We start from the raw sequence: 23391 nt of genomic DNA on the forward strand, positions 1-23391 counted from the left end.
GGGACGGCTCCGAGTGGAGAACCGTACCGATCTGAACAAGACAGTTGCTCCTACAGGAAATGTCCAAGAAGCCAGGCCCAGGCGGGCAGCGTGGCCAGCGACAGCAGGATGCCGTAGCCGACCAGCGCCGAGGCCAGACCCGGCGCCAGCCGGTGCGAAATGGCCAGCGCGGCGGCGGTGACCATGGGCGGCATGGCCGATTCGAGCACCGCGGTATCGTGCTGCACGCCGTCCAGGCGCAGCAGCGCCGCCAGGCCCAGGGCCACCGCCGGCATCACCGCCAGCTTCAGCGCCAGTCCCGCGGCCAGCGGACGCAGTTCGTCGCGCGGCAGCTTCAGCTTCAGGCCCAGGCCGATCGCCAGCACCACCAGCGGCAGCAGCGCGTCGGCCAGGCGCTGCAGGCCGCCGGCGATCCACGACGGTGGCTCGGCCGGCATCAGCGTGAGCCCGAACACCATGGCCAGGAAGGGCGGGAAGGTGGCGACGCGGCGCAGCATGTCGCGCGGCGTCGGCTCGGCGTCGCCGCCGTAGCGCGCCAGCACGTACAGGCCGAAGGTGGACAGGATCAGGAAGGCGCCGAACTGGTCGTAGATGACCGCGTATGGCAGCGCGTGCTCGCCCAGCAGCGCGCGCACCAGCGGGTAGCCCAGGAAGCTGGTGTTGCCCAGGGCCACGCACAGCAGCAGCACGGCGTGTTCGTCGCGGCGCAGCCGCAGCCAGCGCGTCACGCCGCCCACCAGCAGCACCGTGGCGCCCACCAGCACCCAGGGCACGGCCGCCACCGCCAGTACCTCGGGCCCCAGCTCCAGCCGCGGCGCGTAGCGCAGCACGGCCGCCGGCAGGCAGACGTAGAGCACCACCTTGTTGAGCACCTCGGCGGCGCTGTCCGGGAACACCCGCAGGCGCTGGAACAGCAGGCCCAGGGCCAGCATCGAAAAGATCAGCGCGAAGGCGTCGAAGGCCATGCCGGCAGGGGCTCCAGGGGAAGGGGCGGCCCGCCGGAACCGCGGCGGGTTTCACGTCGCGGCAAGGCGGGGCCGGGGTATCTTCACCCATCCACTGCACGGGAACCCAGCCATGCGTCTGAAATTCACCGCCCTCGCCCTGGCCGCCACCCTGGCCGGCGGGGCCGCCGCCGGCGACCGCATCACCGGCCTGCCCTTCGCCACCCGCTCCGAGGTGTACGCCACGGAAGCCATGGCCGCCACCTCGCACCCGCTGGCCACGCAGATCGCGCTGGACATAATGCGCCGCGGCGGCAGCGCCGTGGACGCGGCCATCGCCGCCAACGCCGCGCTCGGCCTGATGGAGCCCACGGGCAACGGCATCGGCGGCGACCTGTTCGCCATCGTCTGGGACCCGAAGACGAAGAAGCTGCACGGTTACAACGGCTCCGGCCGTTCGCCGCGGGCGCTGTCGCTCAAGTGGTTCCAGGACAACGGCTACGAGGACATTCCGCCCCACGGCCCGCTGCCGGTGACGGTGCCGGGCGCGGTGGACGGCTGGTTCGCCCTGCACGGCCGCTTCGGGAAGCTGAGCATGGCCGAGGTGCTCGCGCCCACCGTGCGCTATGCCCGCCAGGGCCACCCGGTGCACGACACCATCGCCTACTACTGGGGCCGCAGCGTGCCGGTGCTGTCGAAGTGGCCGGGCTTCGCCGAGCAGTTCACCATCGGCGGCCGCGCGCCACGCACGGGCGAACTCTGGAAGAACCCGAACCTCGCCAACACGCTCGAAACCATCGGCCGCGAGGGCCGCGACGCCTTCTACAAGGGCGACATCGCCCGCACGATCGACGCCTACTTCAAGGCCAACGGCGGCTTCCTGCGCTACGAGGACCTGGCCGCGCACCAGGGCGAGTGGGTGGAGCCGGTGAGCACCAACTACCGCGGCGTGGACGTGTGGGAAATCCCGCCGAACGGCCAGGGCATCGCCGCGCTGCAGATCCTCAACCTGCTCGAGGGCTACGACTTCTCGAAGATCCCCTTCGGCAGCGCCGAGCACGTGCACCTGTTCGTGGAGGCCAAGAAGCTCGCCTTCGCCGACCGCGCGCGTTATTACGCCGACCCGGCCTTCCACCCGGCGCCGGTGGCGAAGCTGATTTCCGAGGATTACGCCGCTGAACGCCGCAAGCTGATCGACCCCGACCGCGCCGCGCGCGCCGTGGACGCCGGCATCCTGCAGGACGGCGACACCATCTACCTCACCACCGCCGACAAGGACGGCATGATGGTGTCGCTGATCCAGTCGAACTACCGCGGCATGGGCAGCGGCATGGCGCCGCCGGGGCTGGGCTTCATCTTCCAGGACCGCGGCGAGCAGTTCGTGCTCAAGCCCGGCCATCCGAACTCGTTCGAGCCGGGCAAGCGGCCCTTCCACACCATCATCCCGGCCTTCCTCACCAGGGGCGGCAAGCCCTGGGTGAGCTTCGGCCTGATGGGCGGCGCGATGCAGCCGCAGGGCCACGCCCAGATCGTGATGAACCTGGTGGACTTCGGCATGAACCTGCAGGAGGCCGGCGATGCGCCGCGCATCCAGCACGACGGCAGCACCGACCCGGCCGGCCGCATGCTGGAGATGACCGACGGCGGCGTGGTGAACCTGGAAACCGGCTTCCCCTACGAAACCATCCGCGCGCTGATGCGCAAGGGACACCGCATCGAATTCGCCGACGGCCCCTACGGCGGCTACCAGGCCATCGCCCGCGACCACGCCAACGGCACGTACATTGGCGCCAGCGAAAGCCGCAAGGACGGCCAGGCCGCCGGCTACTGAGCCGCCAAAGGAAAGGGCCCGCCTTCGCGGGCCCTTCCCGTCTGCCTGATGTAGGAGCGGCTTCAGCCGCGAAGCCTTTCGCCGGATATCAGTTCAACCCCGGCCGCACCATCACATGGTTGCTGATCGTGCCCGAGTCCGGGTTCACGATCTGGTACAGGCCCTGGATCTGGCCGTTCGGGCCGGCGATGGTCACGTTGAGCGTGGCGCGCGGCGCGGCGGTGAAGCCGGTCAGCACGGTCGTCAGGTCGACCACCTGGGTGCCGCCCGCCGGCACGGTGCCGGTGAGGTTGGCGGTGGAGATGACGTTGCCGGTTTCGCCGAACACGCGCACTTCGTACACACGATCCTGCGAGCCGGTGTTGGTGAGCACCATGCGCGAGAGGTAGTTCTCGGGCACCTGCGCCAGCGGGGCCTGCAGCTCGGCGCCGTTGCGGGTGATCTCGCCCAGGGCCAGCGGGCCGCGGCCACCGACGGCGTAGGTGGCCGGGTCGGCCGACACCGGGGCCAGCGCCACGGTGAACTCGCTGGCGCGGATCGGGTCGCCGCCCGCGGCGTAGCACAGGAAGTGGTTGAAGGTGGCGGCGCTGCCGATGGTGAACACGGCTTCCGTCTCGTCGAAGCTGTCGGCCGACTGGATGTTCGCCGAGCAGTCCGCGGCCGGGCTGAAGTACACGTCGGACGCCGCCTCGAAGTCGCCGGTGAACACCAGCGCGGTGTCGGCGTCCATCAGGTCCACCAGCTCGATGGCCTGGCCGTCGAGGGTGATGGGCTGGTCGCCGCCGAGCACGCCCGCGGTGGTGCCATAGCTGAAGCCGCCGACCTGGCCACGCAGGATGTCGAAGGTGGGCGCGCCGAACACGAACTCGCTGTAGGCCGGGTCCGCGGACTCGACGTTGGCGACCGGGTTGCCTTCGCCGGTGACGCGCAGCGCGTAGCTGGGCGCGAAGCGGAGATAGGCACCCGAGGTGGTGGCGACGCGGCCGGTGCTGCCGCCCGCCTGCGCCTGCGACGGGAAGTCGTACAGGCCGTAGGTGCAGTCCACCGGCGCCTTGCCCGTGAGGGTGCGGTCGCCGTTCACCACCAGCATGTCGTCGGCGACGGCCGGGGTGGCGCCGGCGGTGATGGAGAAGTAGATCGCGTCCGAACCGACGCCGTTCACCGAGCCGATCAGGTTCGAGGCGTCGCCGGTGAAGGTGACCGCCGTGCCCGGCGCGAATTGCGCCCCCGGGCAGTGCAGGCGCGCGTAGCGCACTTCGCCCGGGGAGAACGAGTAGGCCAGCGGCGTGCTGATGTCGAGCGTGTTGGAGGAATTGGAGATCGTGCGCGAGGGCGGGATCACCAGCTCTTCGGCCACCAGCACCGGGTTGTTGGTGCCGCCGGTGGCCAGGCTGCCCTTGGCGACGCCATCGAGCTCGAAGGTGATCGGGCCGCAGACCACGTTCGGCGCGTTCGGCACGCCGCTGGCCACCAGCACCATGGGCGTGTTGGGCGTCACCGCGAAGCTGTTCGAGAACGTGTTGGTGGACGAACCCTGCGACCAGACGAAGTTGTCGCAGATGTTGCCCGGGTTGAAGGGCGCTTCATGCACCGTGAAATAGACATTGACACCGCAGCTGTTGGTGTTGACCTCGATGCCCAGGCTGCCGCTGCCGTCGGTCAGGAACGGGTAGGTCCGGTACTGGAAGTCGCCGGACGAGAATTCGGAACAGGGGTCGCCGGGGACGCCCGGGCGGAAGAAGCGCGGCGACATGATCGGGTCGTTGCCGTCGAAGACCACGCCGGCATTGACCAGCGCCTTTTCGAAGGCGCCGGCCGGGGCCGGCTTGGGCTTGGCGGCCGGCGCGGCGGCCGGGGCCTGCCCGCCGACGTCATCGACCTGCTGTGCGTGGGCGAAGGCCGGCAGGGCCAGGGCGATCGCCGCCACCAGGATGGAATGCTTTTTCACGGGGGTTCTCTCTCTCGGACAAGGCGCGGGGCCAGTAACCCTCGGAACGCACCCCCGGCCTGCCAACGGCCAAAAAAGGAAGGGCCCGCTTCCGCGGGCCCTCCCAGTCTGCTTCCCGTAGGAGCGGCTTCAGCCGCGAAGCCTTTCGCCGGATATCAGTTCATCCCCGGCCGCACCATCACATGGTTGCTGATCGTGCCCGAATCCGGGTTCACGATCTGGTACAGGCCCTGGATCTGGCCGTTCGGGCCGGCGATGGTCACGTTGAGCGTGGCGCGCGGCGCGGCGGTGAAGCCGGTCAGCACGGTCGTCAGGTCGACCACCTGGGTGCCGCCCGCCGGCACGGTGCCGGTGAGGTTGGCGGTGGAGATGACGTTGCCGGTTTCGCCGAACACGCGCACTTCGTACACACGATCCTGCGAGCCGGTGTTGGTGAGCACCATGCGCGAGAGGTAGTTCTCGGGCACCTGCGCCAGCGGGGCCTGCAGCTCGGCGCCGTTGCGGGTGATCTCGCCCAGGGCCAGCGGGCCGCGGCCACCGACGGCGTAGGTGGCCGGGTCGGCCGACACCGGGGCCAGCGCCACGGTGAACTCGCTGGCGCGGATCGGGTCGCCGCCCGCGGCGTAGCACAGGAAGTGGTTGAAGGTGGCGGCGCTGCCGATGGTGAACACGGCTTCCGTCTCGTCGAAGCTGTCGGCCGACTGGATGTTCGCCGAGCAGTCCGCGGCCGGGCTGAAGTACACGTCGGACGCCGCCTCGAAGTCGCCGGTGAACACCAGCGCGGTGTCGGCGTCCATCAGGTCCACCAGCTCGATGGCCTGGCCGTCGAGGGTGATGGGCTGGTCGCCGCCGAGCACGCCCGCGGTGGTGCCATAGCTGAAGCCGCCGACCTGGCCACGCAGGATGTCGAAGGTGGGCGCGCCGAACACGAACTCGCTGTAGGCCGGGTCCGTGGACTCGACGTCCGCGACCGGGTTGCCCTGGTTGTCCACCGCCAGCGCGTAGCTGGGGGCGAAGCGGATGTAGGCGCCGGCGGTGGTGGCCACGCGGCCGGTGGCGCCGCCCGCCTGGGCCTGCGACGGGAAGTCGTACAGGCCGTAGGTGCAGTCCACGGGAGCCTTGGCGTTGAGGGTGCGGTCGCCGTCGACGATCAGCAGGTCGCCCTCGACCACCGGGGTGGCGCCGGCGGTGATGGAGAAATAGATCGAACCGTCGGCCGAGGTGTTGACCGCGCCGATCAGGTTCGACGGATCACCGCTGTAGGTCACGGTCGTGCCCGGGGCGAAGCCGACGCCCGGGCAGTGCAGGCGCGCGTAGCGCACTTCGCCCGGCGAGAAGGAGTAATCGACCTCGGTGGTGATGTCGAGGTTGCCGGCATTGGTGAGGGTGCGCGCCGGCGGGATGACCAGCTCTTCGGCGACGCGGATGGGGTTGTTGCTGGCCGGGTTGGTCAGCATCACGCCGCCCGCATAGGTCACGTTCGCGACCGGGCAGTTGATGGTGAGGTCGTACGGGCCCTCGTCGCTGTTCGAGAAGCCGGTGGAGACCGCGTAGTAGGTGGTGCCGGCGTTCAGGGCCACCGCGCCGATCAGGGAGTTGAACCCGGCGCCGCCGTCATCGTCACTCGCGATGCCGTTGACCAGCGGGGCCATCGGATCGAAGGCGTTTTCGTAGATGAACAGGAAGGTGTCGTGCGCGCCCAGGGTGTCGAGCGCCACGCTGCAGTTGTCGTTGGCGGACACGATGAAGGGGTGCGCGACGTAGGGCACGGCGGTGCCGGTGGCGGACAGTCCACCGAAGCCCGAGAGCGGGCGGTTCCAGGTCGGCGCGCCCGCCGTGGTGTTGGAGGCGATCTCGACGTCCTTGGTGCGGATGCCGGCACGGGCGGGTTCGAGGCCGGCGGCCTCCTGCTCGGCGGCGAGGCGCTTGGCGGCGAGTTCGTCGTGCGCGGCGTCGTTGGCGTGGGCCGGCGCCACGGCGAAGGCGGCGGACAGGGCAAGGAAAAGGATGGACGGCTTGTTCACGATCAACTCCCGGGACATGAGGGTTCGAGCTGCTGATTTCCGATAACGCGAGGATTATCCCGCTGTCCCTAGCCCATGCAATGGGTACCCACCGACCGTTCGGTCAGATGGCCGGTTTGTCCCGCAAATGGCGTTTCAGCCGCTCCACCGCGGTTTCCACGTCGGCCACGCAGGGCAGCACGGCGGACCAGTCGCCCGCCTTGGCGGCGGCTTCGGCCGCGGCCGCCGCCTCGCCCAGCGGCAGGGCGCCCACCAGGCGCGAGGCACCCTTGATCTTGTGGGCCTGCCGGGCCGCCGCGGCCAGGTCGCCGGCGGCGCGGGCGGCCACCAGGCCGGCCAGGTCTTCGGCCGTGGTGGCCAGGAAATCCTCCAGCACCGCCCCGGCCTCGGCCGGGTCGCCGCCGGTGAGCGGGCCCAGCACCGCCGGGTCCACCGGCAGGGGTTCCCCGTGCAGCTGCGGCAGCGGCAGCGGCGCCTTCATGTCGGCCAGCAGCGGCACGGTGTGCGGCAGCCAGCGCTGCAGGGTGGCCACCAGCTCGGGAATGGACACCGGCTTGGCCAGGTAGGCGTCCATGCCGGCGGCCAGGCAGCGCTCGGCCTCGCCCTTGAGCGCGGCGGCGGTGAGCGCCACCACCGGCGTGTGCGGCTTGCCGTCGCGGGCCTCCTCCTCGCGCAGGGCGCGGGCGAATTCGTAGCCGTCCATCACCGGCATGTGCACGTCGGAGAGCACCAGGGCGTAGCGCCCGCTGCGCCAGGCCTCCAGGCCCTTGCGGCCGTCCTCGGCGCTTTCGCTGGCGTAACCGGCCAGGGCCAGCTGGCGCGCCACCACCAGGCGGTTGGTGGGATGGTCGTCGACGATCAGCACCAGGCTGCGCTCGGCCAGCGCGTCCTCGACCGAGGGCAGCGGCCGCGCCAGGAAACCCTGGCTCGGGTCGGGCGCGATCTCCGGCTCCAGGTTCGCCACCTCGCCGCGCGGCAGCACCAGGCACAGCCGCAGCGTGGTGCCGGCGCCGGGCGTGCTTTCCATGGTCACCTCGCCGCCCATCAGCTCGGCCAGGCGCCGCGAGATGACCAGGCCCAGGCCGGTGCCGCCGAAGCGCCGCGTGGTGCTGCCCTCGGCTTGGGCGAAGGCCTGGAACAGCCGCGCCTGCTGCTCGGGCGTGACGCCGATGCCGGTGTCGGTGACGCGGAAGCAGACGCGGTCGCCTTCGCCCTCGCGGCCCTGCCATTCCAGCGCCGCCTCGACCACGCCCTTCTCGGTGAACTTGATGGCGTTCGACAGGAAGTTCGACAGCACCTGGCGCAGGCGCAGGCCGTCGGCCACGTGCGCCGGGCCGATGCGGTCGTCCACCTCGCACAGCAGCACCAGGCCCTTGCTGGAGGCCGAGCCGCTGAAGTTGGCCACCGTGGACTGCAGCAGCCGCGGCAGCGAAACCGTGGTGGGCGTGAGCTCGAGCCGCCCGGCCTCGACCTTCGAGAAGTCGAGGATGTCGCCGATGATCTGCAGCAGCGAACGCGCCGACTGCTGGATCACCTGGATGGTGCGGCGCTGGTCCTCGTCGAGCCGGCTGTGCGAGAGCACCTCGAGCATGCCGGTGACGCCGATCATGGGCGTGCGGATCTCGTGGCTCATGGCCGCCACGAAGCTGCTCTTGGCCTCGCTGGCCTCCAGCGCGCGCGCCTCGCTGGCGCGCAGGCGCTGCTCGAGCTGCTTGATCAGGGTGAGGTCGGTGGCCACCGCCAGGTAACCCACCACCTTGCCGCTGCCGTCGCGCATGGCCGAGGTGGCCAGCAGCACCGGCACGCGGCTGCCGTCCTTGCGCACGAAGGTCCATTCCAGCGGCGGCGAACCCTGCTCCACCAGCACCGGGATCAGGCTGGCGTCGGGCGCCACCGGCCGGTCCAGCGCCTGCGACAGCTGCGCCGCCACCTTCGACACCTCTTCCGGCAGCAGCAGGCGGTTGGTGCTGCGCTGGCCGATGATTTCCTCGGCGCGGTAGCCGGTGAGCCGCTCGGCGTAGGGGTTGAAGGTGGTGAAGCGGGCCTCGAGGTCGAGCGAGATGATGGCCACGCGCGCGGCGGCGAACAGCGAACGCTGGAACACCTCGCTTTCCTGCAGCGCCGCGCGCACCTGCTCGGTGCGGGCCAGCTGCTCGTTGAGTTCGGCCTCGAACTTGCGCACGTCGTCGCGCATGCCCAGAAAGGCGTCCATCACCTCGCCCAGCTCGCCCGAGGGCACGAAGCGCGGCACGCCCTGGTAGTCGTGCCGGCGCATCTGCTGGGTCAGCGCGGTCAGGCCCTCGACGCCCTTGTAGATGTTGCGCAGCAGCTTCTGCCCGACCACCGCCACCACCACCAGCGTGACCAGGCTGGCCAGGATGCGCAGCAGCGAGGCCCGGCTGGCGCGCTGCGCCTGCGCGCGCACCTTCTGCTCGGCCTCGATCATCTCCAGGTCGCCCAGGTGCTTCATGCGCGTGGTGACCGGGTCGATGGCCGGGTAGAGCTCGGTGTCGGCGAAACGCCCCAGCGCCACGATGTCCTGCTGCTCCAGGATCTTCGCCAGGGTTTCGGCCGCGGTGTCGGCGCGCACGCGGGCGTGCCGCACCTGGGCGAACAGCTCTTCCTGCTGCCCGCTCAGCGGCAGCCGCTCGAGTTCGTCCCAGTGCTCGCGGATGCGCAGGCGGGCGTTGGCCAGCACCTGCGCGCCCTCTTCCCAGCTGATCAGGTAGTTGCGGACGCGGAAGGTGGTGTCCACCACGTCCAGGCCGTAGGCGTCGGACACCGCCTTGATGCGGCGCAGGCCAGCCAGCGATTCGTCCTTGAGCTCGAGCAGGGCGCGCTGGTTGTACTGGCGTTCGACCTCGTCGAGCACCAGCACCGTGGCGCCGGTGAGCAGCAGCAGGCCGAACAGGCCCAGCAGCTGCAGGCGGATGCCGAAGCGCGGACGGCGCGGGGCGGCCATGCGGCGCCCTAGTGGTGGGTCTGCCGCCAGCGCTGGATGGCGTCGGGCAGCTGTTCGCCCGGAACCGGCGCCGAAATCAGGTAGCCCTGGGCGTAGTTGCAGCCCAGCTGGGCCAGCAGCTGCCACTCGTCGATGGTCTCGACGCCTTCGGCGACCACCGCCAGGCCCAGCTTGCGGGCCAGGTCCAGGCTGGTCTCGATCATGGCGCGCTTGCGCGGCTGGGTCGGCGCGCCCGAGACGAAGCCGCGGTCGATCTTGAGTTCGGTGAAGGGGATCTGGGAAAGCTGCGACAGCGAGGAGTAACCGGTGCCGAAGTCGTCGACGCTCAGGCCGAAGCCCTTCAGGCGCAGGCGCGCCAGCATGCCCAGGCCGCGCGCGGTGTCGCTCATCACCGAGCTTTCGGTGATCTCGAGCACGATGCGATCGGGGCTGACGCCGTGCTCGCGCAGCACGGCCTCGTAGCGGTCGGCCACTTCCGGGCCGGTGAGGTTCTGGGCCGAGACGTTCACCGACACCTTCAGGTCGAGCCCGCGCGCCTGCCAGCGCTTGGACCAGGCGCAGGACTGCACCAGCATCAGGCTGGTGAGTTCGTCGATCAGGCCGCCGGCCTCCATGATGGGAACGAACACCGCCGGCGGCACCATGTGCCCGTCGGGCAGGCGCCAGCGCGCCAGCGCCTCGACGCCGATGACCTTGCCGTTGCCGAATTCGGCCTGCGGCTGGAAGAAGGCCTGGATTTCGCCGCGGGAGAGCGCCTCGCGCGCCTGCTCGAGCGAAACCTCCACGTCGGCGGCGGCCACGGCGTGGCTGGCGTCGCTTTCGTACAGCGACAGCACGGTGGTGAGCTTGCCGGGCGTGAGCGGCTTCTCGATGCAGCCCAGCACGCGCAGGCCCGAGGCCTTGGCCATCACCTGCACGGTGTGCAGCAGGGCCGGTTCCATGGCGCTGACCACGGCGATGGAATGCGCCAGCCGTTCCTGGGCGACGATGCCGATGAACTCGACGCCGTCCATGCCGGGCATGTCCAGGTCGACCAGCACCACGTCGGGCGGTTCGGGCAGGCCGCGCAGCAGGTCGAGCGCCTGGAAGCCGTCGGCGGCTTCGTGCAGCCCGCTCAGGCCGAGGTCGGACAACAGGCGCAGCCCCAGCCGGCGCTGGAACCCATGGTCTTCGACCAGCATGACCCGCAAGCCCGCCAGGCTCATAACCCCGTCACCCCCCTCTCCGTCCGCCGACTGTACCTTTGCGCCGTTCAGGTGGAAAGCGGCCAACCGGGTGGCCGGTCGCAGTTTCACGCCGGGGATGGCGCAACCGAGAAATCTTCTGACAGGATGGGCCGTGGTCCCGACCCGACCGCCGCTGCGCCACCTCCTGCCCGCCGCCCTCGCGGCGGCGCTGGCCTGCTGCCCCGCGGCGCAGGCCACCGCGCCGGCGCCGGAGCGGATCGGCGAGATCACCCTCATCCGCCACGACGTCTTCGACACCCGGGTCGAGGGCGAGAACAAGCGGGCGTACCGCTTCGCCAACCGCCTGCACCGGCGCACCCGCGAGCCGGTGATCGAGCGCCTGCTGCTGTTCGAACCCGGCCAGGCCTACGACCCCGCGCTGCTGGAGGAAACCGCCCGCCTGCTGCGCGCCCAGGGCTACCTGCGCGAAGCGGAAGTGCGCGCGGTGCCGCGCGGGGACGGCCGGGTGGACGTGGTGGTGGAAACCTGGGACGCGTGGACGCTCAACCCCGGCGTGCAGGGCAACGTGGGCGGCGGCAACAGCGAGTACGGCTTCGAGATCGAGGAAGGCAACCTGCTGGGCACCGGCACCCGGGTGTCGCTGTCCCAACGCAGCAAGCGCGACCGTGACGAAACCCGGCTCAGCTGGCGCAACGAGCACCAGTTCGGCCGCTGGATCGGGCTGGAGGCGCAGCTGCGCGACAGCAACGACGGCAGCGGCTGGGCCGCCGCGGTCGGCCAGCCCTTCTACGCCCAGGGCACGCGCCGGGCCTGGCGCCTGTCGCTGGACCGGCAGACCAGCGTCGAACCCTTCTACGCCTACGGCGACAAAGTAGCCGAGTACCGGCAGCGCAACCGCGACGTCGAGGCCTGGTGGGGCGCGTCCGCGGGCTCCGACGGCAACCGCGTGCGGCGCTGGCTGTTCGGCCTGCGCGAGCAGCAGCGCCGCTTCCTGCCGTCCACCGACCCGGCCCTGGCCGGGCCGGTGCCTGCCGATCGTCACCTCGTGGGGCCCTGGGCCGGCGTCGAGTGGCAGCAGGACGAGTGGGTGGTGGCGCGCAACCGCGACCAGATCGGCGTCACCGAGGACATCCGGCTGGGCCTGCGCTGGTCGGCGCGGGTCGGCTGGTCCGACACCAGCCTGGGCGCCGACCGCGACGCCGCCTGGTGGGAGCTCGAGGCCAGCCGCGGCTACCCGCTGGGCGCCACCGACCTGCTGCGCGTGGATGCCCACAGCTCGGGCCGGCTGGAGGGCGGCCGGGCCCGCGACGCCGTGGTCGGCGCCCGCGCCCGCTACTACCGGCAGATCGACGACCGCCAGCTGTTCTTCGCCGTCATCGAGGGCGAACACGGCCACAACCTCGACCTCGACGGCCGCCCGACCCTGGGCAGCGACATAGGCTTGCGCGGCTACCCCGACCGCTGGGCCACCGGCGAAAGCTGGGCGCGGCTGAGCCTGGAGCGGCGCTATTTCACCGACTGGTACCCCGGCCGGCTGTTCCGGGTCGGCGGCGCCGCCTTTGTCGACGTGGGCCGCACCTGGGGCCGGGATGCGCTGGGCGGCGAGAATCCCGGCCTGATGGCCGACGTGGGCGTCGGCCTGCGCCTGGGCAACACGCGCTCGGCTTTCGCCCGCATGATCCACGTCGACCTGGCGGTGCCGCTGGACGGCGACCCGCGGCTGGACAAGGTGGCCCTGGTGATCGAGGCCCGCACCGAGCTCTAGCCGCGCCCCGCCCAGTGCGCCGCCGGCTGCGGCCGGCCGAAGAGGTAGCCCTGCGCCTGGGTGCAGCCCATGGCCAGCAGCGCCTGGCGCTGGGCCTCGTTCTCCACGCCCTCGGCCACCACCTCCAGCGCCAGCGAGTTCGCCAGCGCCAGGATGGCGCTGACGATCGCAGTGCTGCGGTCGGCCACTTCGCCGCCCAGCGGTGCCACGAAGCTGCGGTCGATCTTGATCATGCGCAGCGGGAAGCGGTGGATGTGGCTGAGCGAGGAATAGCCGGTGCCGAAGTCGTCGAGCGCGGCGTCCACGCCGGCCTCGCGCAGGCGGCCAAGCGTGCGCGCCACGGCCTCGGGTTCGCCGAGCAGGGTGCCCTCGGTGACTTCCACGCGCAGCTGGCGCGGGTTGAAGCCGGCGCCCGCGGCCAGCGCCAGCAGGCGCTGGTCGAAGGTTTCGTCCAGGAAGTGGCGCGGCGAGACGTTGATGGTCAGGTAGCCGTCCTTGCCCAGCAGCGGCGCCGCGTCGCGGAAGTCGGCGCGGTAGAGCTGCCAGTCGATGGCCTCGAGCAGGCCGCATTCCTCGGCCACCGGCAGGAATTCGCCCGGGCCCAGCAGGCCGCGGGCCGGGTGGCGCCAGCGCACCAGCGCCTCGTAGCCCGCCACGGCGCCGTCGGCCAGGCCGACGATGGGCTGGAAGTGCGGCTCGAATTCGCCGTTCGCCAGCGCCGCGCGCAGCTGGTGCTCCAGGTCGAGCACGTCCATGGCGTTGCGGTGCAGGGATTCGTCGAACAGCACGAAGCGCTGGCGGCCGGCGGCCTTGGCGCGGTAGAGCGCCACGTCGGCGTCGTGCAGCACGGCATCGGTGTTGGCGTGGTGCGCATTGCCCAGCGCGATGCCGATGCTGGCCGAGGCCTGCAGTTCGCGGCCGCCCACCTGCATGGGCGCCTGCAGCGCCTTCTGGATGCGCGCGGCCACCTTGCAGGCGGTCTGCGGCAGCGGGCTGTGCTCGAGCAGCACGGCGAACTCGTCGCCCGACAGGCGCGCCACCACGTCGGGCTCGCGCACGCAGGCCTGCAGGCGACGCGCCACTTCGCGCAGCACCTCGTCGCCGGCCAGGTGGCCCAGGCTGTCGTTGAAGACCTTGAAGCGGTCGACGTCGAGGTACATCAGGGCGAACTGCTGGCCCGGGTTGCGGCGCTGGCTGGCCAGCGCGCGTTCGAGCCGGTCGCGCAGGTACAGGCGATTGGGCAGGCCGGTGAGCGGGTCGTGCATCACTTCGTGCTGCAGCCGCGCTTCCACCTGCTCGCGCACGGCGATCTGCTCGCGCAGTTCGCGGGTGCGCTCCTGCACGCGCTGCTCGAGTTCGACGTTCAGGCGCCGCAGCGCCTCGGCGTGCTCGCGCCGCTGCAGGCTGTTGGCGATCTGGTTGGATACGAAGGTGAGCAGGCTGGCGTCGCCTTCGTCGTAGCTCACGTCGCTGCGGTAGCTCTGCATCGCCACCGCGCCGATCACGCCGCCGGCGCCGCGCAGCGGCACGCCCAGCCAGTACAGCGAAGGCTGGCCGTAGCCCTGCTGCGGCGATCCGAACTCGATTTCGCCGCGGGCGGCCAGCGCGTCCATGGCCGCCCGGTCCAGCAGCACCGGCTGGCCCTGGCGGATGACGTATTCGGTGACGCCGCGGCCGAAGGAGCGCGAGCCGACCGAGGGGTTCACCGCGTCCACGTGGTAGGGGAAATCCAGGCGCTCGCCGCCCTCGGCCACCAGTGCGATGTAGAAGTTCTCGGCGTTGAGCAGCTCCGCCACCGCCTCGTGCACGTGGCGGTAGAAGTCCTCGCTGGTCTGTTCGTCGTGGGTGAGCGCGGCGATGCGGTAGAGCGTGGCCTGCAGGTGGCGGGCGCGTTCGCCCCGGGCCATCTGCTGCTGCAGCTCGGCGTTGGCCTCGGCCAGCTGGCGGGTGCGCTCGGCCACGTGCTGCTCCAGCCGCGCCTGGCCCTGCTTGCGCTCCACCGCGGTGAGCACGTGCTCGGCCACGAAGGCCAGCACGGCGCGGTCGGATTCGGTGTATTCGATGCCTTCGACGTAACTCTGCACCACCAGCACGCCGGCGGCGCGGCCGTCGCGCACCATGGGCACGCCGAGCCAGTCGTGGGCCTCGGCGCCGTGCAGCACCAGCGGGCCCGAGACCTGCCGGCGCATCGCCTCCATCGAGCCCATCAGCGGCTTGCAGTCGTTCACCAGGTACCAGGTGAGGCCCCGGTCGAGCGCCGAAAGCGGCATTTCCTCGCCCGGCTGCGGCTCCTCCTTGTCGACGGTGTCGGCGAAGTACAGGAAACGCAGGCTGTCGTTGCCGGGCTCGTAGAGCGCGATGAACAGGTTCTCGGCGTACATCAGCTGGCCGATGATCTCGTGCAGGCCGCGCAGCATGGTGGTCATGTCGCGGTCGGAGCCGGCCAGGTCGGCGATGGCGAACAGCGCGCGCTGCAGCTTCTCGGCCTGCGCCAGCGCCTGCACCGAACCCGAGAGGTGCTTGAAGGCGAACAGGTCGCGGAAGCGGCGCGCGCCCAGTTCAAGCAGTTGCTGCTGGGCCGGCGTGGGTTCGGGCAGGCTGGCGCCCGGCGCGGGCAGCAGCCAGGCGGCGGCGCCCGGCGCGTCGCAAAGCAGGCGGGCATGGCCTGGCGCGGCCGCGGCATCGCCGCGCAGGGAGGGCAGGTCGCCGGGCACGGACGCCGGGTGGGCGTGCAGCGCCCCGTCGGGGCCCTCCCAGGCCACGCGGCAACCGGGCAGGCCCGCCTCGCCCAGCGCCGCCACCAAGGCCCCGGCCGCGCCGGCCAGGGTGTCGGCCAGCAGGATGGCCATGCCCGTCCGCGTGGCAAGCGACGGCGTGGACGGCGTCACGATCGGTGCCTCCGCGAGCGTGCACATGCCATGGCCTCCAGTGTTCGCCCTTCGCCACCGGGAAATTCCGGCAATCCCATTGGGCCCCGGCGCCGCGCCAACCGCTGCGAATGCCGTCGCAGTTCCCGAAGGCATACCCCCGGGGGTTGTCGGCTCTGTGACCGGTTTCACGCGCCGGCGCGCGGCCCACCCCCGCGGATGCGGGAGCGCTTCGCGGCGGCGCGGGTGCCAGAATCCCGGCCATGAGCGCAGTCGCCCTGGAATGGTTGCTTCGAGGCTTCGGCGCCGCGTGGATCGTCGGCAGCGGCCTGGCCTTCCACAAGGCGCGCGAAGCCGCGCTCATCGACCGGGTGCTGGGCGCCCTGTCGGGCACGCCTGAAGACCCGCTGGTCACGCGTTTTCTCTTCGTCGGGTCGGTGCTGACCCTGCTCAGCGGCGTGGGCCTGGTGCTCGCCACTGCCTGGGCGCTGGTGCCGCTGGGCCTGCTGGTGCTGTCGCAGCTGGTCTATTTCGCGCTGGTACGGCGCAAGCGGGCCCGGGCGCGGACCCCGGAAGAGCGGGAGGAGGCGAGGGTGCAGCCGGCGACCATGCGGGCGTTCCGGCTCTCGCTGCTGGTCATGCTCGCCACCGGCGTCGCCGCCTGGCTGGGCCGCTTCGGCGGGTGAACCGCCGCCGCCCGTCACGGGCGGCGGCGGGGTCGGTCAGAGCGCGTCCTTGCCGGGGGTCAGCTCCATCTCGAGGTTGTCGGCCTCTTCCGCGAGGGCGGCCAGCAGCTTGCGCAGCTGCTCGGGGCTCACGTCGGTGGACAGCTTGGCGCCGAAGTACAGGGCATTGCCGGCCACCATCCAGCCGCCGACCTTGTAGTTGGCGTTCTTCTCCAGCAGCGAGCGCATGCGCGCGGAATCGAGCGTGACGTCGCCGTTGAGCAGCGCGGCCGGGGCGAACGCCGTGTAGTGCGGCATGCCGCTGAATTCGTCCACCTCCGGCGACACGTACACGAGCTGGGAGCGCTTGTCCTGCTCCCAGTTGACGAGCACCTTGAAGTCGCCGTCCTGGTCGATTTCGAAGGGCAGGCCGGTGGCCTTGAGCTTGATTTCGAGGATGGCGTTGCCCGATTCGGCCCGGGCCGACGGCGCGGCGACGGAAACCGCGACGAGGGCGGCGGCGAGCGTGGAGGCGAGGCGGAGCGCTTTCATGGTGGTTTACCCGAGGGCTTGGAGGTGGCCCGATTCTCGGCGCCGCCCTTCCGGGCCCACCATCCCGCAACTGCGGGATGGGACGCCGCCGCCGCGCTCCCTAGCCTGTGCAAGGGCCGGCACTTCCTTGCCCGGCGACTTCCAGGGGAACGGTATGGAAAGACAAGGCATCGGCAGGACGGTGGCGGCGCTGGTGGCGGGCATCTGCCTGGCCTGGGCGGGCGCGGCGGCGGCGAGCGCCTTCACCGAAGGCGGCGCGGACCTGTGGAGCGCGCGGGCGGAGCGTTTCGTCCACGCCTTCCGCGACCGTGCGCCGGGCGTGAGCACGCAGGAAGCGCTGGGCCAGGCCTGCGAAGGCATCGGCGGCGAGATGTTCAGGTACGGCATGTACAAAACGCAGGTCCCGAACCATGCCTCGCAGGGCTTCCGCCGCCTGTGCGACGGCATCGCCGCGCTCAACGGCGAGGCGCGCGGGCGGGTCAAGGTCTGCAAGGAATTCCGGGCCGCGCGCAAGCTCTTCGCCCGCATCGACGCGGAAGAGGCGCCGGCGCGCGTGGTGGATCTCAACGAGCGCTTCCTGCTCAAGATGATCGACGCCCTGGTGGCCCAGGGCGAACGCGACGGGTGGCCGGGCTGCTGAGCCCGCGCCGCGCCGCCGCGCTCAGCTGCCCGCCACGAGCCCCAGGCGAACCGCCTCGAGCGCGGCTTCGGCGCGGCTGTTGATGTTGAGCTTGCGGTAGATGTTCTTGAGGTGGTCGGACACGGTGTGCCGGCTGATCTGCAGCCGGTCCGCCAGCTCCGGCAGCCGGCAGCCCTTGCTGACCAGCACCAGCACCTCGCGCTCGCGCGCGGTGAGCTGTTCGCAGCCGGGCGCGGGCATGGGCTCCGGCGCCGCGTTGAAGACGCGCAGCAAGCGCTGGGCGATGGCCGGCGACAGCGGCGGTTCGCCCCGCAGGATGCCTTCGAGCGCCGCGCCCAGGCGGTCGGCGGGCTGGTCCTTGAGCAGGTAGCCGTGCGCCCCGGCGCGCAGGGCCGGGAAGACATGCGCGTCGTCGCCGAACAGGGTGGTCACCACCAGCGTGCAGCCGGGGTGGCGCTGCGCGAGCTCGCGGATCAGGTCCACGCCGCTGCCGTCGGGCAGCCCCAGGTCGACCAGCGCCAGGTCGGGCGGCGGGCCCGCGTCCAGGCACCGGCGCGCCTGGGCCAGCGTGCCGGCGTGCACGACCTGCACGCCGGGAAAGCGCTGCTCCAGCAGCCGCGCCAGCCAGCCGGCCACGTCGGGCAGGTCTTCCAGCACCAGGGCATGGCGGGGCGGCGCGTTCATGGCGCCATGCTCCCCGGCGCGGCCGCCGGCTGCCATCCCGCGGCTGCGGGAGCCAGGGCCGGCGGCAGCGGGAAACGCAGGCAGACCTTGGTGCCGCCCAGGGTGCCGGCCTGCCAATGGATGTTGCCCTGCAGTTCGCCGGCGCGCGCCTGCATGCTGCGCGTGCCGCGGCCGCGGCCGATGCGGGCGGCGTCGAAGACGCCGTCGTCGGTCACTTCGAACACCAGGTCCGCGCCGACGCGCTCCACCACCACCCGCAGCCGGTGCGGCGCGGCATGCCGCAGCGCGTTGGTGATGGCCTCGCGGCCGATGCGGAACAGGTGCATGGCCTGGGCCGGGTCGAGCACCGGATCGGGCAGGTCGGCGGCCTGGCGCCAGTCGAGCGCGATCTCGCGCGTGTCGAGCCGCTGTTCGGCTTCTTCGCGCAGCTGCGCCAGGACCTCCAGCAGGGTGCCTTCGACGCCGCGCTCGCGGGCCAGGATGGCGCGCAGGTCCTGCAGCACTTCGCGCACCAGCTGTTGCTGCTCCGGCTCGTGCACCCGGTGCAGCAGCGTCAGCAGGCGGCTGCCGACGTCGTCGTGCAGGTCGTCGTAGATGCGGCGGCGCTCGGCCTGCAGCGCCTGCGCGAGGTCGAGCTGGCGCTGCAGCGCGGCCACGTGCTCGCGGGCCTCTTCGGCCGCCCGCGGCCGCCGCGCGGTCCGCCAGGGCCACCAACGCTTCATGCCGCCTCCCCGGCGGCGCGCAGGCGCTCGCGGTTCTTGCGCGTGCGGGCATGGTCGGCGCCCAGGTGCGACTCGAGGATCGCCTGCGCCTCGTGCAGCTCCCGGCGCGCCTCGGCCGGGCGGCCCGCGCGGGTGAGGATCTCGCCGTAGTTGCTGCGGAAGATGCCGACGTAGGGATGTTCGGCGCCAAGCGCGCGGGTGGCGTCGTCCAGCACGGCGCGCATGGTGGCCATCGCCTCGGCGTGGTTCTCCCGCTTGGACAGCAGCATCGCCAGGTTGCTGCGCGGCGCCAGGCGTTCGGGGTGCACGTCGCCGCCCTGCGCCGCCTGCACGGCCACGATGGCGCGCAGCTGCGCCTCGGCTTCCTCCAGCCGCCCCAGGTCCTCGAGCACGTAGGCGCGCTGGTTGAGCGCCATCAGCGTGCGCGGCGCCTCGGGGCCGAAGCGCTCGGTGGTGGCCTGCGCCAGTGCGTCCACCAGCGGGCTGGCCTCTTCCAGCGCGCCGCGCTGGACCAGCAGCGCGGTGAGGTTGTTGAGCGTGACCAGCGTGCCCGGGTGGCGCGGCCCCAGCGCCTCGCGGCGTGCCTCGTAGGTTTCGCGGTAGATGGCCTCGGCCTGCTCCACCTGGCCCAGGCGGTCGAGGATGCCGCCCAGCTGGTTGTACGAGTACAGGGTGAGCGGGTGGTGGTCGCCGAGCGCGGCGCGCCGGCGCGCGTGCACGTCGCGCGCCAGGGGTTCGGCGGCGGCGTAGTCGCCCCGGTACTTGAGCAGGCCGGCGTGGTTGTGGCGCGCGGTCAGCGCGTCCGGGTCGTCCGGGCCCAGCGCACGCGCCGCCCGCTCGTCGGTGCGCGCCGAGAGCGCGTGGGCTTCGTCGATGCGGCCCTGGGCTTCCAGCATCGTGGTCAGGGCGATGCCTGCGCGCACGACCAGGCGGTCGTCGCCGCGCGCCTCGGCCGCCTGGAGGATCGTGCGCAACCGCCTTTCGCCTTCGCCCGGATGCGCTTCCGGGTCGATGGCCGCCGCGGCATTGATGCGGATGGCCTGGGTGTCGAAGGCCTCCTCGCCGCGCAGGCGGGTGGAAAGCGCGTCGGCGGCCTCGAGCAGCTCGGCGGCCTGGGCCGGTTCGCCCAGGTGCAGCAGGGACGTGCCCAGCGTGGCCGCCAGCGCCATGCGCGCCTCCGCCGGCAGGCGGGCGGACTGGCTGGCGAAGCCCTGGCGCGTGATCACCAGCCACTCGCGCAGGCTCAGGTCGGTGCCCGCCCCCTGTTCCGGGTCGGAGGAGTGCAGCATGTCGGACAGGAAGTCGTTCACCGCGTCGCGCTCGGCCAGGTGCAGCTCGGCGATGCGGCGCGCCTCGGCTTCCGCGAGCGCCATGCGGGTGGACACCACGGTGGCGGCCACGAGCACCACGGCCGTGCCCGCGACGGCCCAGGACAGGGCGCGGTGGCGGCGCACGAACAGGCGCACGATGCGGCCGATGCCGGCCGGCGCGGCTTCCACCGGGCGCCCCTCGGACCAGCGGCGCAGTTCGTCGGCCAGTTCGGCGGCCGAACCATAACGATCGCCGGGGTCGTGGGCGATGGCCTTCATCACCACGGTCTCCAACTCGCCGCGCGCCGCCGGCGCGATGCGGCCCAGCGGCACCGGTGCACGCGCCTCGACGAGCTTCAGCGCCGCCACCACCGACGTGGCCTCGGCCAGGCCGGGGTACGGCAGCGCGCCGCCGAGCAGTTCGTAGGTGATCACGCCCAGCGCGTACACGTCCCAGCGCGGGTCGGTGCGCGAGCCGCCGTCGAGTTGTTCCGGGCTCATGTAAGGCAGGGTGCCGAGCACCGAACCGGCGGTGGTGACGCGCGTGAGGTCGCCGCGCTCGAGCGCGGTGGCGATGCCGAAGTCGATGATGCGCGGCTGGTCCTGGGCGTCCACCAGGATGTTGGAGGGCTTGAGGTCGCGATGGATCACGCCGCGCGTGTGGGCGAAGTGCACCGCCCGGCACAGCGATTCAAGCAGGCGAACCCGTTCGCGCAGCGGCGGGTTGGCCGCGGCCCAGGCGTCGAGGGGCCGGCCGTCGACGTATTCCATCGCCAGCCAGGGCACCGGCCCGGAGGGGCCGTCGACGGCGCCCGATTCGTACAGGCGGGCGATGCCGGGGTGTTCGAGCATGGCCAGGAGTTCGGCCTCATGGCGGAAGCGCGCGGCCAGCTCGGCGCCGGCCAGGCTGCCGTTGAGGATCTTCAGGGCGACCCGGCGCCGGGGAAGGGCCTGGTCGGCCAGCCAGACGGTGCCGTGGCTGCCCTCGCCCAGCAGTGACAGACGCCGGAAGGGGCCGAAAACGGCGCCTTCCCGCAGTATTTCCCCCTCGCCCATGGCCTCCCCCGGCTCCCCCCAGGTGCATGGTCGATTGTAGGAGAAATCGTGAAAGCGGCGCTGCCGCGGGGCCGGGCGAACCCGCCCTGACCCGGCCGCGACGCCCCCGGCTGCTATAATTCCGAGTCTTTGCTCAGCTTCCGGAACGCCGCCGCCATGTCTGCCATCCCGACCCTGCCCGTCGCGCTCGACCGCGAGTACGACCTCGAGTCCAAGTACACCCGCGAAGAGGGCCGGATCTACCTCTCCGGCGTCCAGGCCCTGGTGCGCCTGCCGCTGATGCAGCAGATGCGCGACCGCGCCGCCGGCATCAACACCGCCGGCTTCATCTCGGGCTACCGCGGCTCGCCGCTGGGCGGCTTCGACCTGGAGCTGTGGAAGGCGCGCAAGCACCTCAAGGCCAGCAGCATCGAGTTCACCCCGGGCCTGAACGAGGACCTGGGCGCCACGATGGTCTGGGGCTCGCAGCAGACCAACCTGTTCCCGGGCGCGAAGTACGACGGCGTGTTTTCCATGTGGTACGGCAAGGGCCCGGGCGTGGACCGCTGCGGCGACGTGTTCAAGCACGGCAACGCCGCCGGCACCTCGGCGCTGGGCGGCGTGCTGGCCCTGGCCGCCGACGACCACGCCTGCCGCTCGTCCACCCTGCCGCACGGCTCCGAGGGCGAGTTCGAAAGCGCCATGATGCCGGTGCTCAACCCGGCCGGCGTGCAGGACATCCTGGACATGGGCCTGCTGGGCTGGGCCATGAGCCGCTACACGGGCCGCTGGATCGGCTTCAAGACCATCGCCGAAACCGTCGAGTCCTCGGCCTCGGTGAACGTGAACCCGCACCAGCTCGACATCGTGCTGCCCACCGACTTCGAACTGCCCCCGGGCGGCCTCAACATCCGCTGGCCGGACCCGCCGCTGGACCAGGAAATGCGCCTGCACCAGTACGCGGTGAAGGCCGCGCAGGCCTTCGCGCGCGCCAACCACATCGACAAGGTGGTGGTGGATTCGCCGCGCGCCCGCCTGGGCATCGTGACCACCGGCAAGAGCTACCTGGACGTGCTGCAGGCGCTGGAATACCTGGGCATCGACCGCAAGGTGGCCGAGGACATCGGCATCCGCGTCTACAAGGTGGGCATGACCTGGCCGCTGGAGCCGCTGGGCATCCGCGAGTTCGCGCGCGGCCTGGAGGACATCATCGTCGTCGAGGAGAAGCGCAGCTTCGTCGAGCGGCAGATGAAGGAATACATGTACAACTGGGAGCACGGCCAGCGCCCGAGCATCGTCGGCAAGTACGACGAGCAGGAGAACTGGGTGCTGCCGAGCACCAACGAGCTCACCCCGGCCCGCATCGCCCGCGTGATCGCCGCGCGCGTGCAGCGCTTCTTCCAGTCCGAGGCGATGGACAACCGCCTGAAGTGGATCGCCGCCAAGGAGAAGGAGCTGGCCGCGCCGCGCGCCAACTTCCCGCGCGTGCCGCACTACTGCTCGGGCTGCCCGCACAACACCTCCACCGTGGTGCCGGAAGGCAGCCGCGCGCTGGGCGGCATCGGTTGCCACTACATGGTGACCTGGATGGACCGCAAGACCGACACCTTCACCCACATGGGCGGCGAAGGCGTCACCTGGAGCGGCCAGGCGCCGTTCACCGAGGAAAAACACGTCTTCCAGAACCTGGGCGACGGCACCTACTTCCACTCCGGCTCGCTGGCCATCCGCCAGTCGATCGCCGCGAAGGTGAACATCACCTACAAGATCCTCTACAACGACGCCGTGGCCATGACCGGTGGCCAGCCGGTGGACGGTACGCTCACCGTGCCCGACATCGCCCACCAGGTGCGCAGCGAGGGCGTGAAGACCATCGTCGTGCTCAGCGACGACATCGAGAAGTGGAGCGACAAGTCGATCTTCCCGAGCGGCGTGGAGTTCTATGACCGCGCCGAGCTCGATGCCCAGCAGAAGCGCCTGCGCGAAGTGCCGGGCACCACCGTCATCATCTACGACCAGACCTGCGCGGCCGAGAAGCGCCGCCGCCGCAAGCGCGGCAAGATGCCGGATCCGGCCAAGCGCACCGCCATCAATTCGCTGGTCTGCGAAGGCTGCGGCGACTGCGGCGTGAAGTCGAACTGCGTGTCGGTGCTGCCGAAGGAAACCGAGTTCGGCCGCAAGCGCGAGATCGACCAGAGCAACTGCAACAAGGACTTCAGCTGCGTGAAGGGCTTCTGCCCCAGCTTCGTCACCAT

At 71.4% G+C, this 23391-nt stretch carries 15 protein-coding genes; 5 read left to right on the forward strand and 10 right to left on the reverse strand.

Annotated features, from left to right (window positions below; all coding sequences use genetic code 11):
• Positions 1–50: 50 nt before the first annotated feature.
• A complete protein-coding gene (locus tag ACE3Q2_RS11935) occupies positions 51–965 on the reverse strand; it encodes an AEC family transporter (protein WP_374474231.1) in 915 nt (304 codons plus the stop codon).
• Positions 966–1077: 112 nt separating this feature from the next.
• Between ACE3Q2_RS11935 and ggt the strand changes: the two genes are divergently transcribed.
• Positions 1078–2775 (forward strand): gamma-glutamyltransferase, encoded by a 1698-nt coding sequence (gene ggt / locus ACE3Q2_RS11940; RefSeq protein ID WP_374474232.1) that lies wholly within the window; start codon positions 1078–1080, stop codon positions 2773–2775.
• A gap of 88 nt (positions 2776–2863) precedes the next feature.
• Here the strand turns inward: ggt and ACE3Q2_RS11945 are convergent, their stop codons facing one another.
• From ACE3Q2_RS11945 to ACE3Q2_RS11960, 4 genes are all read right to left on the reverse strand, one after another.
• Positions 2864–4723, reverse strand: coding sequence for a hypothetical protein (locus tag ACE3Q2_RS11945; protein WP_374474234.1), 1860 nt, complete (start codon positions 4721–4723; stop codon positions 2864–2866).
• Between the two features lie 155 nt (positions 4724–4878).
• Complete coding sequence (locus ACE3Q2_RS11950) at positions 4879–6747, reverse strand: hypothetical protein (protein ID WP_374474236.1); 1869 nt, start codon at positions 6745–6747, stop codon at positions 4879–4881.
• Between the two features lie 103 nt (positions 6748–6850).
• Entirely contained in the window at positions 6851–9709 is a 2859-nt protein-coding gene (locus tag ACE3Q2_RS11955; RefSeq protein ID WP_374474237.1) for an ATP-binding protein, read from the reverse strand.
• Between the two features lie 8 nt (positions 9710–9717).
• Positions 9718–10914 (reverse strand): EAL domain-containing protein, encoded by a 1197-nt coding sequence (locus ACE3Q2_RS11960; RefSeq protein WP_374474238.1) that lies wholly within the window; start codon positions 10912–10914, stop codon positions 9718–9720.
• Positions 10915–11047: 133 nt separating this feature from the next.
• On the opposite strand from ACE3Q2_RS11960, the gene ACE3Q2_RS11965 reads away from it, so the two are divergent.
• Positions 11048–12661 carry a POTRA domain-containing protein gene (locus ACE3Q2_RS11965; protein ID WP_374474239.1) on the forward strand — a complete coding sequence of 538 codons (1614 nt, stop codon included), beginning with the start codon at positions 11048–11050 and terminating at the stop codon, positions 12659–12661.
• On the opposite strand, the gene ACE3Q2_RS11970 is transcribed toward ACE3Q2_RS11965, so the two are convergent.
• Positions 12658–15576, reverse strand: a complete 2919-nt coding sequence (locus ACE3Q2_RS11970; protein ID WP_374474241.1) for an EAL domain-containing protein — start codon at positions 15574–15576, stop codon at positions 12658–12660. The two genes, ACE3Q2_RS11965 and ACE3Q2_RS11970, sit on opposite strands and share 4 nt — an antisense overlap.
• A gap of 215 nt (positions 15577–15791) precedes the next feature.
• Between ACE3Q2_RS11970 and ACE3Q2_RS11975 the strand changes: the two genes are divergently transcribed.
• Positions 15792–16214 (forward strand): hypothetical protein, encoded by a 423-nt coding sequence (locus tag ACE3Q2_RS11975; protein WP_374474242.1) that lies wholly within the window; start codon positions 15792–15794, stop codon positions 16212–16214.
• Positions 16215–16250: 36 nt separating this feature from the next.
• On the opposite strand, the gene ACE3Q2_RS11980 is transcribed toward ACE3Q2_RS11975, so the two are convergent.
• Entirely contained in the window at positions 16251–16745 is a 495-nt protein-coding gene (locus ACE3Q2_RS11980; protein WP_374474243.1) for a hypothetical protein, read from the reverse strand.
• 154 nt (positions 16746–16899) lie between these two features.
• Here ACE3Q2_RS11980 and ACE3Q2_RS11985 point away from each other — a divergent pair, with 154 nt between their 5' ends.
• Positions 16900–17385, forward strand: a complete 486-nt coding sequence (locus tag ACE3Q2_RS11985) for a hypothetical protein (protein ID WP_374474244.1) — start codon at positions 16900–16902, stop codon at positions 17383–17385.
• 21 nt (positions 17386–17406) lie between these two features.
• Here ACE3Q2_RS11985 and ACE3Q2_RS11990 read toward each other — a convergent pair whose 3' ends face one another.
• From ACE3Q2_RS11990 to ACE3Q2_RS12000, 3 genes are read right to left on the reverse strand one after another with little or no spacing between them, the layout of a single operon-like run.
• Positions 17407–18069 (reverse strand): response regulator, encoded by a 663-nt coding sequence (locus tag ACE3Q2_RS11990; RefSeq protein ID WP_374474246.1) that lies wholly within the window; start codon positions 18067–18069, stop codon positions 17407–17409.
• Complete coding sequence (locus ACE3Q2_RS11995) at positions 18066–18791, reverse strand: sensor histidine kinase (protein ID WP_374474247.1); 726 nt, start codon at positions 18789–18791, stop codon at positions 18066–18068. The genes ACE3Q2_RS11990 and ACE3Q2_RS11995 overlap by 4 nt, the downstream gene beginning before the upstream one ends.
• Positions 18788–21157, reverse strand: coding sequence for a tetratricopeptide repeat protein (locus ACE3Q2_RS12000; RefSeq protein ID WP_374474248.1), 2370 nt, complete (start codon positions 21155–21157; stop codon positions 18788–18790). Before ACE3Q2_RS12000 ends, ACE3Q2_RS11995 begins: the two co-directional genes overlap by 4 nt.
• 156 nt (positions 21158–21313) lie before the next feature.
• Here ACE3Q2_RS12000 and ACE3Q2_RS12005 point away from each other — a divergent pair.
• Positions 21314–23391, forward strand: a 2078-nt coding sequence (locus ACE3Q2_RS12005) for an indolepyruvate ferredoxin oxidoreductase family protein (protein WP_374474250.1), incomplete at its 3' end; no start/stop codon positions are given.

The sequence above is a fragment of the Arenimonas sp. genome, from assembly GCF_041913985.1.
In the GTDB taxonomy this organism is placed as follows: domain Bacteria; phylum Pseudomonadota; class Gammaproteobacteria; order Xanthomonadales; family Xanthomonadaceae; genus Arenimonas.